Source organism: Pontibacter sp. SGAir0037, from assembly GCF_005491705.1.
In the GTDB taxonomy this organism is placed as follows: domain Bacteria; phylum Bacteroidota; class Bacteroidia; order Cytophagales; family Hymenobacteraceae; genus Pontibacter.
Window position 1 is genome coordinate 260605 of sequence record NZ_CP028092.1, and the last position, 15807, is coordinate 276411.

Genomic DNA, 15807 nt, shown 5'->3' on the forward strand with positions numbered 1-15807 from the left:
CCGTATCTTGTGTGAAGTACAGTAATAGCAGGATTAGCTTTTAACCGACACCTATGGCTCAAACAAATAACCTGGAAGTGTGGCTACGTGGCCCGCTGCCTGATATACCGCAGCTACTGCAACCAATTGCACATGCTTTGCTGCAGGCTGGTGAAGAGCTAGCCGTAATAATGCAGGCTTTCCCGGATAAACTACTGTGGGAAAAGCCAGCCGGTGTAGCTTCGGTGGGTTTTCACCTGCAGCATTTAACAGGCGTTCTCGACCGTTTATTTACTTATGCCAGGGGAGAGGCACTTACAGCGGAGCAACTGGCTTGGCTGGAGGCAGAGGGAAAGTCGGGAGCAGATTCGTTGACCGGTGCAGCACTTGTTAAAAAATTTAGGGACCAGACAGACCGGGCACTGGAGCAATTGCGTTCTACACCAGAAAACTCTTTAAAAGAAGCCAGAGGAGTTGGCCGGTCACAGATTCCTTCTACGGTTCATGGGCTTCTGGTTCATGCTGCCGAACATACCATGCGCCATGTGGGGCAGTTATATGTAACAGCATGTGTGGTTAAAAACTTTAGTGCCTATTCCGGTTAGATCTTTTACTCCCTTTGTACTTGCTGCGTAAATTTAGACGGCATTTTAAACCTGATACTATGCAAAAGAAATTCATTCTCTTACTTTTTGGCCTGTTGCTCAGTGCTTCTTTTCCCTCTTTGGCGCAGGATTGGGTAAGAGTTACAGGATCGGTAATGAAGTCTGATAAAAAGACACCGGTTCCGGGTGCTTCTGTTGCAGTAACTAAAAACATGAGGGGCACGGTAACAGATGCAAACGGCCGGTTTCTTTTACAGGTACAAAAAGGAGATACGCTGCTCATCCGGGCTTTGGGCTTCAAACCCAAATGGCATCCTGTAAGCAAGCTGCCTGTTCAGGAAATACATGTGAATATTACACTGGAAGAAGGCAATGTAATGCTGGGAGAGGTGGAGATTCTGGCTGACTCTATTACTAAACCCCAAGTTGTGCCAAAGCCCGAGAAAGGACTGCCACCTGGCTTAATAAAAGCAAGCCCTGTGGGCAGTCCGTTTACCTACCTTTACAATATCTTTTCCAATGAGGCTAAGCAGCGGAAAGAGTTGCAGCGGCTTCAGATGCAGGAATACCTGGAGTATCAAAAGGAAGAAAGAAAGCGCTACAATACTTTCTTCAAGGATAATACCGGATACGAAAACTGATTAAGCTTTTAAGCAAACGTGGCAATGTATAAGTCTTCGACTTGCTTGCGGGCCCAGGGAGTTTTGCGCAGAAACTTTAAGCTTGATTTTACGCTTGGATCGTTTTTAAAGCAGTTGATGTTGATTTTATAGCCCAGATGCTCCCAGCCATAGTAATCTACGAGCTGCTCTACTATTGTTTGCAGTGTTTTGCCGTGTAGCGGGTTGTTCTTTTGCTCCTCCATTTTTTAAGCTCTTAAAATTCGGGCATAACGTATGCCGGACTTTAAACATAAACTCCCCTGCTACTAAGCAGCAGCAGGGGAGTAAGTTATTTTATAATTGATATTGCCTTAGTAATCGTTGCGCTCGATGGCTGCTACACCAGGTAATGTTTTACCTTCCATGTACTCCAGCAATGCACCGCCACCTGTCGATACATAAGATACCCGGTCAGCGTAACCCAGTTGGTTTACCGCAGCAGCAGAGTCGCCGCCGCCAATCAAGGAATAAGCACCCCGGCGCGTTGCATCTACAACAGCCTCTGCAATTGCTTCTGTACCTACCGCAAAGTTAGACATTTCGAAAACACCCATCGGGCCGTTCCAAAGAATAGTTTTAGAATTACGGATTACCTCTGCATACTGCTCACGGGCATTCGGACCTATATCCAGGCCCATCCAGTTGTCTTTAATATGGTGGCTGAGCGAAGTATCTACGTTGGCATCGTTACTGAACTGATCAGCCACAATAGAATCTACCGGAATCATAAGCTGAACGCCTTTCTCACGTGCCATGGCAATAAGTCTGGCTGCAAGCTCTACTTTATCGTTTTCAACCAAAGATGAACCGATCTGGCCTCCATCTGCTTTCACAAAAGTATATGACATGCCGCCGCCAATAATCAGGTTATCTACCTTGTCCATCAGGCGCTCAATTATCAGGATCTTATCTGATATTTTGGCTCCACCCATAATGGCTGTATAAGGCCGCTCTACGTTATCTAATACACGGCGTGCATTATCCAGTTCGGCTTGCATGACATATCCTGTAACTTTATCGTTCGGGAAGTAACGTGCTACAACAGCTGTGGAAGCATGCTCACGGTGTGCAGTTCCAAAAGCATCGTTTACATACACATCACCTAATTTAGATAATTGCTGAGCAAACTCAGGATCGCCTTTTTCTTCTGCTTTATGAAAGCGTAGGTTTTCCAGCAACAGGATGTCTCCCGGTTTCAGATCGGCAGCCAGGCTTTCAGCTTCCGGGCCCACACAATCAGAAGCAAATTTTACCGTTGTGCCAAACTCAGAAGATAAACGCTCTACCAGGTGCTTGAGCGAGTATTTCTCTTCAGGTCCGCCTTTAGGGCGACCGAGGTGCGACATCAGGATAACAGCGCCCCCATCAGCTAATATTTTTTTAATGGTAGGTACTGCCGCACGGATACGTGTGTCGTCTGTAATCTGGTGATTCTCGTCTAGGGGCACATTAAAGTCTACCCGCACGAGAGCTCTTTTGCCTGAAAAGTTATAATCGTCAATCGTTCTCATGAAGAATGTATGTTTCGTTTGTCGTTAATGGTTGTTCGTTAATTCGAAGATTTTGTTGCTATACTTTTAAAGCAAGCCGGCAATTGGAGCAAATATAGTAAAAAGGATATGATTTGTAGCTTTACGAGCCATCTGGATTATTGGTTTGTGATCTCCAGCGTAGTTTTGTGTATGTCCTGGCTTAGCTTCTGCATAAAGTGTAGCTGGTCTCGGAGCAATGCTTCGTTTTCAAACGGAGTATCTGCCGCTGCCACTGTTTCCGTTATTTCCTGTAAAGGCTGAGCAGGTGTATCGGTTTCAGGAGAAAGCTGCTGCATGCCTTCGTGTAGGATGGCAATAGAATTATGTACCGGCTGCGAAAGCGCCTGCGGATAAACTTGCCTGTCCCTGGATTGCAGAAAAGAAGCAACAGAAGCTATATTAGAAGATAAAATATGATTGAGCACTAAAAAGCGGTGAATCTGTTCGCCGTTGCGCTGTTTCTTTTTAGGCTCTGACACCATACGCTGAAAAGCTGCCGAAAGGTTGGCAGAATTCACATAAACATCTTTGCGGGCAAGTTTGTAAGCAGTTGTGCCTACTTTTAAACCTGCCAGCGTTTCAGCTACTTTCTGCAGGTAATTTATGTTGGCCTGCAGCATTGCCCGCATAAACTGGCTCAATTTCTCTGATTCCCAGTTCGGAAAAACAAGGTAAGATGCCGCAAAAGCAAAGGCAGAACCAATAACAGTGTCTACAATGCGCTCCCGGGCAATAGTTAAATCGCCACTACCCATAAAACTGAAAGCTATCAGTATAAAGGGAGTCATGAAGATAACACAGATTATATAATTGATCCGCTGGAAACTGAATGTACCTACCATGCAAATCGTCATCAGGATAAAATGCGCCGTAGTATCTTTTACAAAGTGCAGTATAAATACTCCTATAACCGCACCTGCTATGGTCCCGACCAGCCGTTCATAGTTACGCTGCTTGGTAAGGCTAAATGCCGGTTTCAGGATAACTATAATGGTAAGTAAGATCCAGTAACTGTGATGGCCCAGGTTGAAAAGCTGGGTAAGTATATAACCCGACAAACAAACAAGAGCTACTCGTAAGGAATGCCTGAAGATTGCCGACTGGAACGTGAAGTTGTTTTTGAGTTTTTTCGGGTCGTACTCGTTATGCGTAACAAAACGGCTAAACTCCAGTTCATCCTCCTTTTCAATCATTGTGTCAGCCTTTGTCTTTTCGCCGGTTTCAGCTTTAAAGTAATTCTGTATACTGAAGAGGCGTTGCACCAGGTCCTGTAAATTCAAAAAGACTTTCTGGAGCACCAGTATATGTACTTCAGGTGTACGGTCGCTCAGTTCATGAATATAGTGTTCTACCTGCTCCAGGTCGGTCTGTAGTTGTCGTCTGGGCCTGTAGCGCGTATTCGATTGAATGGCCCAGCCAATTTCAGTTAGTTCATCTGCTACATACCTTATCATGCGGCCGATTGTTTCCAGTGTGCCAGTATGGCCAAGTTCCTCGCGCATGGTGGCATAATCATACTGGATAGCCATAATTTGCTCATATAGGTCTACCACATCGGCAAAGGTCAGGAGCAGTACCCGCCCCTGTACAGAAGTAGACTTCATCATTAAATTGCTTTTTACAAGCAGTTCACGCACAGCATCCTGCTTCTCGCTTACTACAATCTGCTGAGCAACGATCTTCTGATAACCTTCATCCAGATCTGTGGCAGGATTATAAAAGGCAGCTTTCAGCCGAAGGGTTCTGGCTACCTCATGAATGCATTCACCCAGCGCATGCTGAGCCGGTCGGTAAGGCAGCACGCGCAGGAAAAGCATACTTAAACACAGATACCAGGCTCCACCTGCTGCCAGCAGGCCGCTGAACAACCAGATATTGGCCGGATGTAGCCCCATCACCAGTACCATAATAAGCAAAGCAGCTGTACCTACTATGGCTGCACGCATGCTAAAGACTGTCAGCATCGAAAAGAAAAAGCTGAACAGCAGAATAGCCGCACCCATTAAAAACATGTTGACCTGCGCATAGCCCGTTGCGGCCGCTACCGCAAACACAATTACTATACATGCCAGTATACCATTACGTTTATGGGCAACAGGACCCGGCACATCTGTTATGCTCGCGCATAAGGCTCCGATGGACACAGGAAAGCCCATTTGTAATTCTCCTAACTGAAAAAAGAGCAGAACAGGAAGCAGAATGCCCAGTGTGGTGCGGGCCCCGTCAGCAAAATACTCGCTAAAGAAAAAATGCTTAACTGTGCTTGCTGTCATGAAGTATGTAAATGTTAGTGTTTAGGTGCTGCAAAAGCATGAGTATAATTCTTTCTTGCCGTCGGAAACGGAACAGAATCATCCGCAGATCTAAAAGCCTTGCTTGTAGCAGTAAAATTATAAAAAACATGTGTCTTGGTGTATGATCCCACAGGCTGTCACAAAAAATTATCAGCCAGCCTTCGGCGGTGCCTAATTTCAGTATTCATCCGAACAGCTATACGGCATCTCCGTAAGAACTAACTCTTGACAAAAAAGAAATTATGGCGGCTTATGCAAGAATAGAAAGTACCGGTAACCCTCGGGTAGTAGTTATAGGAGGTGGTTTTGCCGGGCTTGAATTGGTGAAATCATTAAAACATGCTCCCGTGCAGGTGGTACTAATCGATAAGCAGAACTATCATACGTTTCAGCCTTTGCTTTACCAGGTGGCAACTACCGGAGTTGAGGCAGATTCTATCATTCACCCTTTCAGAAAAATCTTTGGCAAACACGATAATTTCTACTTCAGGCTGGCCGAAGTGCAGCATATCGATACTGAAAAACAATTTGTAGAAACATCGATCGGGCTTATTGGCTACGATTACCTGGTTATAGCGACTGGGGCCACCACTAACTACTTTGGGGATAAGGAAATGGAGCAGAATGCGGTGGCCATGAAAAGTACAGTAGATGCCATTACTCTGCGCAATACTATTCTGTGCAATTTCGAAAATGCGCTTCAGTTGGATGATCCTGAGCAGGTAAATAGCTTGATGGATTATGTGATTGTGGGTGGCGGACCAACAGGAGTAGAGCTGGCCGGAGCTTTGTGTGAGCTCAGAAATCATGTATTTCCGAAAGACTACAGAGAACTGGACTTTAAGGAAATGGATATCCACCTGATCCAAAGCGGAGGGCAGTTGCTGAAAGGTATGTCGGAGGAAGCCTCGCTGAAATCTTTAAAATTTCTGGAGGAGCTGGGGGTGAAAGTGTGGCTAAACCGGCGTGTTAAATCATACGATGGCTATACGGTAATCCTTGATTCCGGAGAGACTTTAAAAAGCCGCACCCTGATCTGGGCAGCTGGTGTAACCGGGGCACCTGTACCGGGGCTAAGGCCGGAAAGTGTTTTAAGGGGAAATCGCATTCAGGTTGATGTCTATAATCGTGTGGCCGGGTATAATAATATTTTTGCCATAGGCGATATTGCGGCCATGGTAACAGATGAAAATCCGCAAGGGCACCCGATGCTGGCACAGCCTGCCATGCAGCAGGGGGAGTTGCTGGGGAAAAATTTCATAAACATGCTTACCAGCAAGCCACTACAACCCTTTAAGTACAAAGATCAAGGAGCAATGGCAACAATAGGGCGTAATCGTGCTGTAGCCGATCTTAAACTATTTAACAAAGAAATTAAAACACAGGGCTTTTTTGCCTGGCTTATCTGGATGTTTATTCACCTTATTTCCATTGTCGGTTTCAGAAACCGGCTGGTGGTTATGCTTAACTGGTGCTGGAATTACTTTACCTTTAATTCAGATAACCGCATTATTATTGGCAATAAACAGGAAAATATACCCGTTGCAGATACCATTACACATAAAACAATTACTTAATAGAGGTAGAGAGGTAAGTTGTTCAGGAATAAAGTATCCTGAACAACTTACCTCTCTACCTCTATAATCGCTAAATCGGGTATTGCCTTGGTTTTACCTGCACGCTTACCCATTGCACAGTGGTCATTTCATCCAGAATAAAGCCGTCTCCGAACCGGCCTACTCCCGAGTTTTTCTCTCCACCAAAAGGCGTTTGTGGTTCGTCATTCACAGACTGGTCGTTTATATGAATCATGCCCGTTTCCACCCTTCTGGCCACTTGTATACCACGTTGTAAGTCTTGCGTATGAAGAGCCCCGCTCAGGCCAAACTCAGTAGCGTTTGCCAGTTCAATGGCTTCCTCGTCATCTTTAAAAGAAATAATTCCGACAGCCGGACCAAAAACCTCTTCCTGAAAAATAGGCATGTCTTTGGTTACACCTGATAGCACCGTTGGTAATACGACGTTCCCTTCGGCAGTGCCTCCGGTTTCTAGTTTGGCGCCAGCTTTCACAGTGCGCTCAACCAGTTCCACCACACGTTTGGCGGCTTTGTTATCTATAAGCGGCCCAACTATAGTGTCTTCTTTTCTCGGATCTCCATATTTAATTTGCCGGGCTTTTTCTACAAATTTCTCGGTAAACTCATCGTACAGGCTTTCATGCACCAGAATGCGGTTTGTAGACATGCATATCTGGGCCTGGTGCATAAACCGGCCAAAGGCAGCTGCTTCTACAGCCCGGTCTACATCAGCATCATCAAGTATGATAAAGGCATTGTTGCCTCCTAACTCCAAGGCCAGTTTCTTAAGACCTTCGCCACCTATTCTGCCAATGCCTTTACCTACCGGGGTAGATCCGGTAAAGGATACCAGTTTTGAAATCGGGTGTCCTGTAAAATAATCACCAATCGCACTCGATTTTCCTACTACCACGTTAAAAACACCAGCCGGCAAGCCTGCTTCTTCGAATATTTTGGCAGCCAGCGTGCCGCCAGTTACCGGAGATTGAGAGGCTGGCTTTACAACAATGGTATTCCCAATGGCGATGGCAGGCGCAATAGAACGCATCGACAGGTATAGCGGGAAATTCCAGGGGCTGATAATGCCAATTACACCCAATGGTTTTCTATAAATATAGTTTTCTTTGCCAGGTACAGAGGAAGGTGTAATCAAACCCTGCATCCTGGTTGGGAAAGAGGCTGCTTCAACAATCATATCATACGTTTGCTGCAGCTCAATGCCAGCTTTCAAATGCGTACTTCCTGCCTCATTTACCAGCCAATCTATCACTTCTTCTTTCCGTTGCTGTAAAATTTCGGCGGCTTTCAACATGATGGCTCTTCTTTCTATAGGGTTTGTTTCACCCCACGATTTACCAACCTCTTTTGCTATATGAAAGGCTCTGTCTACGTCGCCAGTGCTGGCGCATTTAAATTTGTTCAGCACCGATTCATCATAGGGGTTTAGGTTCTCAATTTCATAGTCTTCACTACCATCCATCCATTCCCCTCCAATGTATTGCTTGTTTAAATCTTCATAGCCGGTTACAGTTTCTTTTTCCGACATTACTTCTGCTTGTTTCATGGCTTTCCGGTATAATATGTTATATTATTGTCTAACCTTAAATAGTTTATATAGGTTTTTTTTATAATAGGATAGGATTATATAGGAATAATGTAAAAAGGAGCTTGTTATGGAAACAAGCTGTACCTGTATAGAGTACATCATCTTTTAAAAAATAAAACCAATGGATGCTGAAGAAACATTAGAGCCCTCCTCAGAGGAAGTATCAGATGCAGCACGCGACTTAGAAGTATCTGCCGCCCTGCTACCCAAAGGGTTAAAAAAGAAAAATGTCCTGTTTATGGGGCCTGTAGTGGATGGATTTTTCCAGCCTGAAAAAGATAAGCTGCACGATCCGCCGCGCTGGGAGCCGGGGAACTACAGTCTGGCTGCAGGAAAGTGGCCCCCGCCAAGCCTTGTGCCCAATTTTATTGACTTAACTTCTTATAATGGCTACGTGCTTATGGTAATGGCATCAGAGTGGGACAAGGAGGTGATAAGTGAGGCAAGAATTTTTGGCGTGCTGGATGCAGGTTCAGGCGATGTAGTGGGTAAGTTTGTTTATAAAAACCTACAGGAGAAAGAGGAGGAAATTGCGGCTTATATTTCCGGTATCAGCAATTAGCCTGGCTGAAGTGCCTCTAAGAATTAACGAGCTTTATTTTATTTTTGTGCTTGCCGGGTTTTACCTGCAATAGCTATTTAACTTCACCTTTACCCAAGGCAGGTACAGATTAATTATTAATGCGCAGCACATCCTATTTATCTAAAGAAATATTTATTACCGATACTCAGAATGCTTTCTTTTCTGCAGTTGCTGTTGTGGTTGCTTTAAGCCTTAGCCAGCTTGCCGATTTAGGTATGGCGACAGGTTTCTTTGTTGTAGGCATGCAAAGTGTAACTGGCCTTAATATAAAAGGGCAGATCAGAAACAGAATAGTTGCGGCTGCAAAAGCAGTGAGTGTTCTTATTGGTACTGCTTTGTTGGCGGTAGCCACAAAAGATCATATAGCTTTAGCTGTTCTTGGTGCTATTGCGCTGGCGTTCAGCTTTGGTTATTGGCGTCAGGTGTTTCCCCTTAACTGGCCCGATGTGAATATTCCTGCCGGCGTTATTTTTTTCATGGCTATGTCGGATGCGCACTATAGTACACCTGTAAGTGTTACTGCTATAGGAGGGGGCTTAGGTCTTCTGTCGCAACTCCTATTATGTATTATTTTGCCTGGGGTAGGGGAGCAGGAGATAAAAGCGACAGAAAATATTCTCTCTCAAAATGGAAATGCTAAAGAGGAATCGGCCTTCATACTGCAATGGAGCCAGCAACTAAAGTTAAGACCGGATCTCTTACTCTATAGTATTACATTAAGTGTATTGCTGGCAATAGGCGTTTTAATTGATAGCTTTACGAGTTATGGGCATGGCTATTGGATGCCGTTTACAGCTATAGTTGTTCTGCAGGTTAGCCACACCCATACCGTAAAACGCATTGGTGAAAGAATGGTAGGGACCTTATGCGGTTGTTTATTGGGAAGTGGCCTTCTGCTGCTTCACCTGCCACCTGTCCTGCATATAGGGTTAGTAGCCTGTAATATCTTTCTTTTTCTTTATTATGTGCGGAAGCACTATGCAGTGGCTGTAATTTTTATCACTGTTTTTGTTTTACTGCTGCTTGGCAGCCATTCCAGCGAGCCATTGCAGCTCGCTCTGGAAAGAATCCTGTTTACATTGGCTGGTGGAGCGCTGACCTTTATCATTTCCTTTGCCTTACTGCATAAACGCCAGCTGTAACAGCCGGAGCTTTGTTTTCCCTGTTCTAGGTTCTTATCTTCTTTCATAATCCTTCTAATGTAGACCCGACTTCAAATAAACAGCCTGATACACCATAACTGCTTTATTTTTACAGTTGATCTCAGCATCTGTTAAGCGTATAGCCAGCCAGCGTAGCAGGTATAATCGAACGACGCATATACAATTGAGCTTGATATAGCAATTCAGTTTCACATACTATAGACCCTGAAAAGCAAAGCAGGGACTATCCCCTCAAAACTTTCTTCAACCGGCCCTTGGTTTGAGCTTAGCTGTTGTTTTGCCAAGGCGCTGCCTCCGGGTGCGCAGCCTTGGGCACTCATGAAAACCTTGGCTTCTCCGGAACCCCGGGCAGGGGTGCGGGTGTTCTCTTTAAGCGCCCCTGCTGCATCAGGTGCTTGCTTGGGCGCCTTTTCCCATCCCGCTGAAAATTATTTTGAAACCATTGCGGCTGAGGCAGAGGGGCTTAGCCGCTCGGGGGGCTGCCGGGGCTCTTTTTTCAGGGGCCGGCGCTTGCGGGGCGGGGAAAGATTGCTACCTTTGCATCCCCGTTCGGCAGGAGCGGTTTGGCTAACAGGGGCTGCAGGGCACTAAGGTCGAAAATAAAAAGTTGCCTGGTTGCTTGCAAAGCGGGAAAAGGTTCTTACCTTTGCATCCGCTTCGGACGGCAGGTCCGGAAGGGAGCGCCGGAGGCTGCGACGCCGAAGGGCAGGGAAAAAAGAAAAAATATTTTTCGCTTTTGCTTGCGGTTTTATAGAAAGTCCTTACCTTTGCACTCCCTTAACGAAAGGGGCTCAGCAAAGCGAGCGCGACACAGTGCGTCACACGGCAGGGAAGGCTGCCGCAGGCGGGAGGAGGAAGTCCTCCCGGCAAGTTCTTTGAGAGATTGGTTGAGACAGAAATTCAAGGTAAGTCCGCGCGGGTGATCGCAACAGATCAGCTGCGCCGAGGCCCCTTCCCCCGCCGGGGGGAGGGGCGGAAGTGAAAAAGGAAAGCCTGGGTCGGACGAACACATTTGCGGTAGCGATGCTGCATTAAGTAATTTTTACAATGGAGAGTTTGATCCTGGCTCAGGATGAACGCTAGCGGCAGGCCTAATACATGCAAGTCGAACGAGTCCAGGGGCTTCGGTTCCTGGGTTAGTGGCGCACGGGTGCGTAACGCGTATGCAACCTGCCTTCCATAGGGGGATAGCCCACCGAAAGGTGGATTAATACCGCATAAGACAGCGGGGTGGCATCACCCTGCTGTTAAAGCTGAGGCGATGGAAGATGGGCATGCGTGCCATTAGCTAGTTGGCGGTGTAACGGACCACCAAGGCGACGATGGCTAGGGGTTCTGAGAGGATGGTCCCCCACACTGGTACTGAGACACGGACCAGACTCCTACGGGAGGCAGCAGTAGGGAATATTGGGCAATGGCCGCGAGGCTGACCCAGCCATGCCGCGTGCAGGAAGAAGGCCTTCTGGGTTGTAAACTGCTTTTACACGGGAAGAAAACGCCCCTGCGGGGGTAACTGACGGTACCGTGTGAATAAGCACCGGCTAACTCCGTGCCAGCAGCCGCGGTAATACGGAGGGTGCAAGCGTTGTCCGGATTTATTGGGTTTAAAGGGTGCGTAGGCGGCCTGCTAAGTCAGCGGTGAAATCCCGGGGCTCAACCCCGGAACTGCCGTTGATACTGGCGGGCTTGAGTTCGGTAGAGGCGGGCGGAACTCATGGTGTAGCGGTGAAATGCATAGATACCATGAAGAACCCCGATTGCGAAGGCAGCTCGCTGTGCCTGCAACTGACGCTGAGGCACGAAAGCGCGGGGAGCGAACAGGATTAGATACCCTGGTAGTCCGCGCCGTAAACGATGGTCACTCGATGTTGGCGATAGACGGCCAGCGTCCAAGCGAAAGCGTTAAGTGACCCACCTGGGGAGTACGCCCGCAAGGGTGAAACTCAAAGGAATTGACGGGGGCCCGCACAAGCGGTGGAGCATGTGGTTTAATTCGATGATACGCGAGGAACCTTACCTAGGCTAGAATGCGCGTGACGGCCCCAGAGATGGGGCTTCCCTTCGGGGCACAAAGCAAGGTGCTGCATGGCTGTCGTCAGCTCGTGCCGTGAGGTGTTGGGTTAAGTCCCGCAACGAGCGCAACCCCTACCTTTAGTTGCCAGCGGGTCAAGCCGGGGACTCTAAAGGGACTGCCTTCGCAAGAAGCGAGGAAGGCGGGGACGACGTCAAGTCATCATGGCCCTTACGCCTAGGGCTACACACGTGCTACAATGGCGCATACAGAGGGTCGCTACCTAGCGATAGGGTGCCAATCTCAAAAAGTGCGTCTCAGTTCGGATCGGAGTCTGCAACTCGACTCCGTGAAGCCGGAATCGCTAGTAATCGCGCATCAGCAACGGCGCGGTGAATACGTTCCCGGGCCTTGTACACACCGCCCGTCAAGCCATGGAAGTCAGGGAGACCTGAAGCCGGTGACCGTGAAAGGAGCCGTCTAGGGTAAAACTGGTAACTGGGGCTAAGTCGTAACAAGGTAGCCGTACCGGAAGGTGCGGCTGGATCACCTCCTTTCTAGAGACGGCCCGGGCTTTCCCGAGAAGCGAGGGGCAGCGGGCGCGGACAGAGGCCTTGGAGGCCTGTTTCAACCGATCACACTCAAACACGATCACGGCCTATGCAGCAGGCATAGGCTACTATTTGGGGCACCTGAGAGAGAGCGGGGTGAAGGGTTAGACAACCCTTGGCCCTGGACTCTGGACTTGTGCCCTGGGGAAAGTTCTTTGACATGATGGGAGAGAGAGAAAGAAGGACGTTCCGGCCTTAGGGCCGGGACGGAAGAGAAGAGGCGGGCCGCCCCCACGCTTGTGGGGCGGCCGAGAACGCAGAGAAGGGCGCACGGGGGATGCCTAGGCTCTCAGAGGCGATGAAGGACGCGACAAGCTGCGAAAATCCGCGGGGATCGGCACATACGATTTGATCCGCGGGTGTCCGAATGGGGCAACCCAGTGCATTGAAGATGCACTACACCTTCGGGTGGGCGAACCCGGGGAACTGAAACATCTAAGTACCCGGAGGAAGAGAAAATAACAATGATTGCGCAAGTAGTGGCGAGCGAACGCGCAGGAGCCCAAACCAGCGCTGTCACGGCAGGGCTGGGGTTGTAGGACCACGCCGTCGGACCAATGAACGAAGCTTAACTGCCTGGGAAGGCAGGCCGGAGCGGGTGATAGCCCCGTGAGCGCAAGTTGATTGGCCGTAGTGGAATCCTGAGTAGGGCGGGACCGGAGGAATCCCGCCTGAATCCGGCGGCACCATCCGCCAAGGCTAAATACTCCTGAGAGACCGATAGTGAACCAGTACCGTGAGGGAAAGGTGAAAAGCACTCCGAATAGGAGGGTGAAAGAGAACCTGAAACCGTGCGCCTACAAGCGGTCGGAGCCCCTGTGTGGGGTGACGGCGTGCCTTTTGCATAATGAGCCTACGAGTTACTCCTCCCTGGCAAGGTTAAGCGTCTGGAGGCGCGGAGCCGCAGCGAAAGCGAGTCTGAATAGGGCGCAGAGTCAGGGGGGGTAGACGCGAAACTTTGTGATCTACCCATGGGCAGGATGAAGGTTGGGTAAAACCAACTGGAGGTCCGAACCAGTTTGCGTTGAAAAGCATTTGGATGACCTGTGGGTAGGGGTGAAAGGCCAATCAAACTGAGAAATAGCTCGTACTCCCCGAAATGCCTTTAGGGGCAGCGTCGCGGTGGAGTCATGTGGAGGTAGAGCTACCGATAGGACTAGGGGGAGTCACATCCTACCGAATCCTGACGAACTCCGAATGCCACTTGACATACGCGGCAGTGAGGCGCGGGGTGCTAAGGTCCCGCGCCGAGAGGGAAAGAACCCAGACCGCCGGCTAAGGCCCCAAAGTCCACGCTAAGTTGAACAAAGGGGGTCCAGCTGCCCGGACAGCCAGGAGGTTGGCTTGGAAGCAGCCATTCCTTTAAAGAGTGCGTAACAGCTCACTGGTCGAGCGGCAGGGCATCGATAATAATCGGGCATCAAGCGAGGCGCCGAAGCCGCGGATTATGACACGGGTCATACTGGTAGGGGAGCATTCCAAGGACGGCGAAGGCGTCCCGGCAAGGGGCGCTGGAGTGCTTGGAAAAGCAAATGTAGGCATAAGTAACGATAATGCGGGCGAGAAACCCGCACACCGAAAGACCCAGGTTTCCTGATCAACGCTAATCGGATCAGGGTTAGTCGGGTCCTAAGGCCGAGGCGAAGGCTAAGGTCGATGGACAGCTGGTTAATATTCCAGCACCGGCGCGCCATAGCGATGCGGTGACGGAGAAGTGAAAGGACGGCGCACTGACGGAATAGTGCGTTTAACACCGTAGGTATTGGGCCGGTCGTCAAGCACGCCGGGCTAGCCGAAAGTGGAAAGTACTCCAACCCCCCGGGGGCGGAGATCGTCCCTAAGCAGGCTCCCTAGAAAACCCGCTAAGCGTTTAAATGGCGCGCCGCCCGTACCGCAAACCGACACAGGTGGTCGAGGAGAGAATCCTAAGGTGCTCGAGTGAATCACGGCCAAGGAACTCGGCAAAATGGCCCTGTAACTTCGGGAGAAGGGGCGCTTCCTTGCAGCGATGCAAGAAGCCGCAGTGAAAAGGCCCAGGCGACTGTTTAACAAAAACACATGGCTTTGCCAAATCGAGAGATGACGTATAAGGCCTGACACCTGCCCGGTGCCGGAAGGTTAAGAGGGGGGGTTAGCCGCAAGGCGAAGCTCTGAATCGAAGCCCCGGTAAACGGCGGCCGTAACTATAACGGTCCTAAGGTAGCGAAATTCCTTGTCGGGTAAGTTCCGACCTGCACGAATGGTGTAACGATCTGGGCGCTGTCTCAGCCGTGAGCTCGGTGAAATTGTAGTATCGGTGAAGATGCCGATTACCCGCAACGGGACGGAAAGACCCCATGAACCTTCACTACAGCTTAGCATTGCCTCTGGGTCACTCATGTGTAGGATAGGCGGGAGGAGAAGAGGCGGCGTCGCCAGGCGTCGCGGATCCGTCCTTGAAATACCGCCCTTGAGTGGCTTGGAGCCTAACCGCGTGAGCGGGACATTGCTTGGCGGGTAGTTTGACTGGGGTGGTCGCCTCCAAAACAATAACGGAGGCTTTCAAAGGTTCCCTCAGCACGCTTGGTAACCGTGCGCAGAGCGCAATAGCAGAAGGGGGCTTGACTGTGAGGCCCACAAGCCGAGCAGGGCCGAAAGGCGGATATAGTGATCCGGTGGTTCCGCATGGAAGGGCCATCGCTCAAAGGATAAAAGGTACTCTGGGGATAACAGGCTGATCTCCCCCAAGAGCTCATATCGACGGGGAGGTTTGGCACCTCGATGTCGGCTCGTCACGTCCTGGGGCTGGAGAAGGTCCCAAGGGTTCGGCTGTTCGCCGATTAAAGTGGCACGCGAGCTGGGTTCAGAACGTCGTGAGACAGTTCGGTCCCTATCTGTTGCGGGCGTCGGAGATTTGCGGGGCTCTGTCCTTAGTACGAGAGGACCGGGATGGACGAGCCTCTGGTGGACCTGTTGTGCCGCCTGGTGCAGCGCAGGGTAGCTACGCTCGGACGGGATAAGCGCTGAAAGCATCTAAGTGCGAAACCCGCCCCAAGATGAGATCTCCCTTGAAGGGCCGTGGGAGACGACCACGTCGATAGGCCGCAGGTGTAAAGCCGGAGACGGCAAAGCCGAGCGGTACTAATTGCCCGGGCGCGTTCTCCAAGAGGCCGGACACGGCCCGCCGCTTCCCCCCCTTTCCCTC

Annotated in this window: 10 protein-coding genes and 2 rRNA genes; 8 read left to right on the forward strand and 4 right to left on the reverse strand. The window is 49.5% G+C overall.

The window, feature by feature from the left end; genetic code table 11:
* Positions 1-53 precede the first annotated feature (53 nt).
* Positions 54-584, forward strand: a complete 531-nt coding sequence (locus C1N53_RS01080) for a DinB family protein (protein ID WP_137757576.1) — start codon at positions 54-56, stop codon at positions 582-584.
* A 59-nt stretch (positions 585-643) separates the two neighbouring features.
* Positions 644-1225 carry a carboxypeptidase-like regulatory domain-containing protein gene (locus C1N53_RS01085; protein ID WP_137757577.1) on the forward strand — a complete coding sequence of 194 codons (582 nt, stop codon included), beginning with the start codon at positions 644-646 and terminating at the stop codon, positions 1223-1225.
* An 8-nt stretch (positions 1226-1233) separates the two neighbouring features.
* Here the strand turns inward: C1N53_RS01085 and C1N53_RS01090 are convergent, their stop codons facing one another.
* The 3 genes from C1N53_RS01090 to C1N53_RS01100 form a co-directional block, all read right to left on the reverse strand.
* Positions 1234-1449, reverse strand: coding sequence for a VF530 family DNA-binding protein (locus tag C1N53_RS01090; RefSeq protein WP_137757578.1), 216 nt, complete (start codon positions 1447-1449; stop codon positions 1234-1236).
* 108 nt (positions 1450-1557) lie between these two features.
* Positions 1558-2757 (reverse strand): phosphoglycerate kinase, encoded by a 1200-nt coding sequence (pgk, locus tag C1N53_RS01095; protein WP_137757579.1) that lies wholly within the window; start codon positions 2755-2757, stop codon positions 1558-1560.
* 137 nt (positions 2758-2894) lie between these two features.
* Positions 2895-5051, reverse strand: coding sequence for an FUSC family membrane protein (locus tag C1N53_RS01100; protein ID WP_137757580.1), 2157 nt, complete (start codon positions 5049-5051; stop codon positions 2895-2897).
* A 263-nt stretch (positions 5052-5314) separates the two neighbouring features.
* Between C1N53_RS01100 and C1N53_RS01105 the strand changes: the two genes are divergently transcribed.
* Positions 5315-6649: an NAD(P)/FAD-dependent oxidoreductase gene (locus C1N53_RS01105; protein ID WP_137757581.1), complete on the forward strand. Its 1335-nt coding sequence runs from the start codon at positions 5315-5317 to the stop codon at positions 6647-6649.
* Between the two features lie 70 nt (positions 6650-6719).
* Here the strand turns inward: C1N53_RS01105 and C1N53_RS01110 are convergent, their stop codons facing one another.
* Entirely contained in the window at positions 6720-8213 is a 1494-nt protein-coding gene (locus C1N53_RS01110; RefSeq protein ID WP_240773340.1) for an aldehyde dehydrogenase family protein, read from the reverse strand.
* Positions 8214-8376: 163 nt separating this feature from the next.
* On the opposite strand from C1N53_RS01110, the gene C1N53_RS01115 reads away from it, so the two are divergent.
* The 5 genes from C1N53_RS01115 to C1N53_RS01135 all read left to right on the forward strand — a co-directional run bounded on the left by C1N53_RS01115 (position 8377) and on the right by C1N53_RS01135 (position 15767).
* On the forward strand, positions 8377-8817 hold the full coding sequence (locus C1N53_RS01115) for a hypothetical protein (RefSeq protein WP_137757582.1): 441 nt from the start codon (positions 8377-8379) through the stop codon (positions 8815-8817).
* Positions 8818-8936: 119 nt separating this feature from the next.
* Complete coding sequence (locus C1N53_RS01120; protein WP_137757583.1) at positions 8937-9980, forward strand: FUSC family protein; 1044 nt, start codon at positions 8937-8939, stop codon at positions 9978-9980.
* A gap of 339 nt (positions 9981-10319) precedes the next feature.
* Positions 10320-10592: a hypothetical protein gene (locus C1N53_RS01125; protein ID WP_137757584.1), complete on the forward strand. Its 273-nt coding sequence runs from the start codon at positions 10320-10322 to the stop codon at positions 10590-10592.
* A gap of 453 nt (positions 10593-11045) precedes the next feature.
* Positions 11046-12569, forward strand: a 16S ribosomal RNA gene (locus C1N53_RS01130).
* 304 nt (positions 12570-12873) lie between these two features.
* Positions 12874-15767 (forward strand): 23S ribosomal RNA (locus C1N53_RS01135).
* The 16S and 23S rRNA genes sit together here, the layout of an rRNA operon.
* Positions 15768-15807 lie beyond the last annotated feature (40 nt).

Excerpts from the sequence above, each read along its gene's own strand:
- pgk (WP_137757579.1), bottom strand. The coding sequence starts at position 2,757 with ATGAGAACGATTGACGATTATAACTTTTCAGGCAAAAGAGCTCTCGTG.
- C1N53_RS01085 (WP_137757577.1), top strand. The coding sequence starts at position 644 with ATGCAAAAGAAATTCATTCTCTTACTTTTTGGCCTGTTGCTCAGTGCT.
- C1N53_RS01125 (WP_137757584.1), top strand. The coding sequence starts at position 10,320 with ATGAAAACCTTGGCTTCTCCGGAACCCCGGGCAGGGGTGCGGGTGTTC.
- C1N53_RS01120 (WP_137757583.1), top strand. The coding sequence starts at position 8,937 with ATGCGCAGCACATCCTATTTATCTAAAGAAATATTTATTACCGATACT.
- C1N53_RS01080 (WP_137757576.1), top strand. The coding sequence starts at position 54 with ATGGCTCAAACAAATAACCTGGAAGTGTGGCTACGTGGCCCGCTGCCT.
- C1N53_RS01100 (WP_137757580.1), bottom strand. The coding sequence starts at position 5,051 with ATGACAGCAAGCACAGTTAAGCATTTTTTCTTTAGCGAGTATTTTGCT.
- C1N53_RS01115 (WP_137757582.1), top strand. The coding sequence starts at position 8,377 with ATGGATGCTGAAGAAACATTAGAGCCCTCCTCAGAGGAAGTATCAGAT.
- C1N53_RS01105 (WP_137757581.1), top strand. The coding sequence starts at position 5,315 with ATGGCGGCTTATGCAAGAATAGAAAGTACCGGTAACCCTCGGGTAGTA.
- C1N53_RS01110 (WP_240773340.1), bottom strand. The coding sequence starts at position 8,213 with ATGAAACAAGCAGAAGTAATGTCGGAAAAAGAAACTGTAACCGGCTAT.
- C1N53_RS01090 (WP_137757578.1), bottom strand. The coding sequence starts at position 1,449 with ATGGAGGAGCAAAAGAACAACCCGCTACACGGCAAAACACTGCAAACA.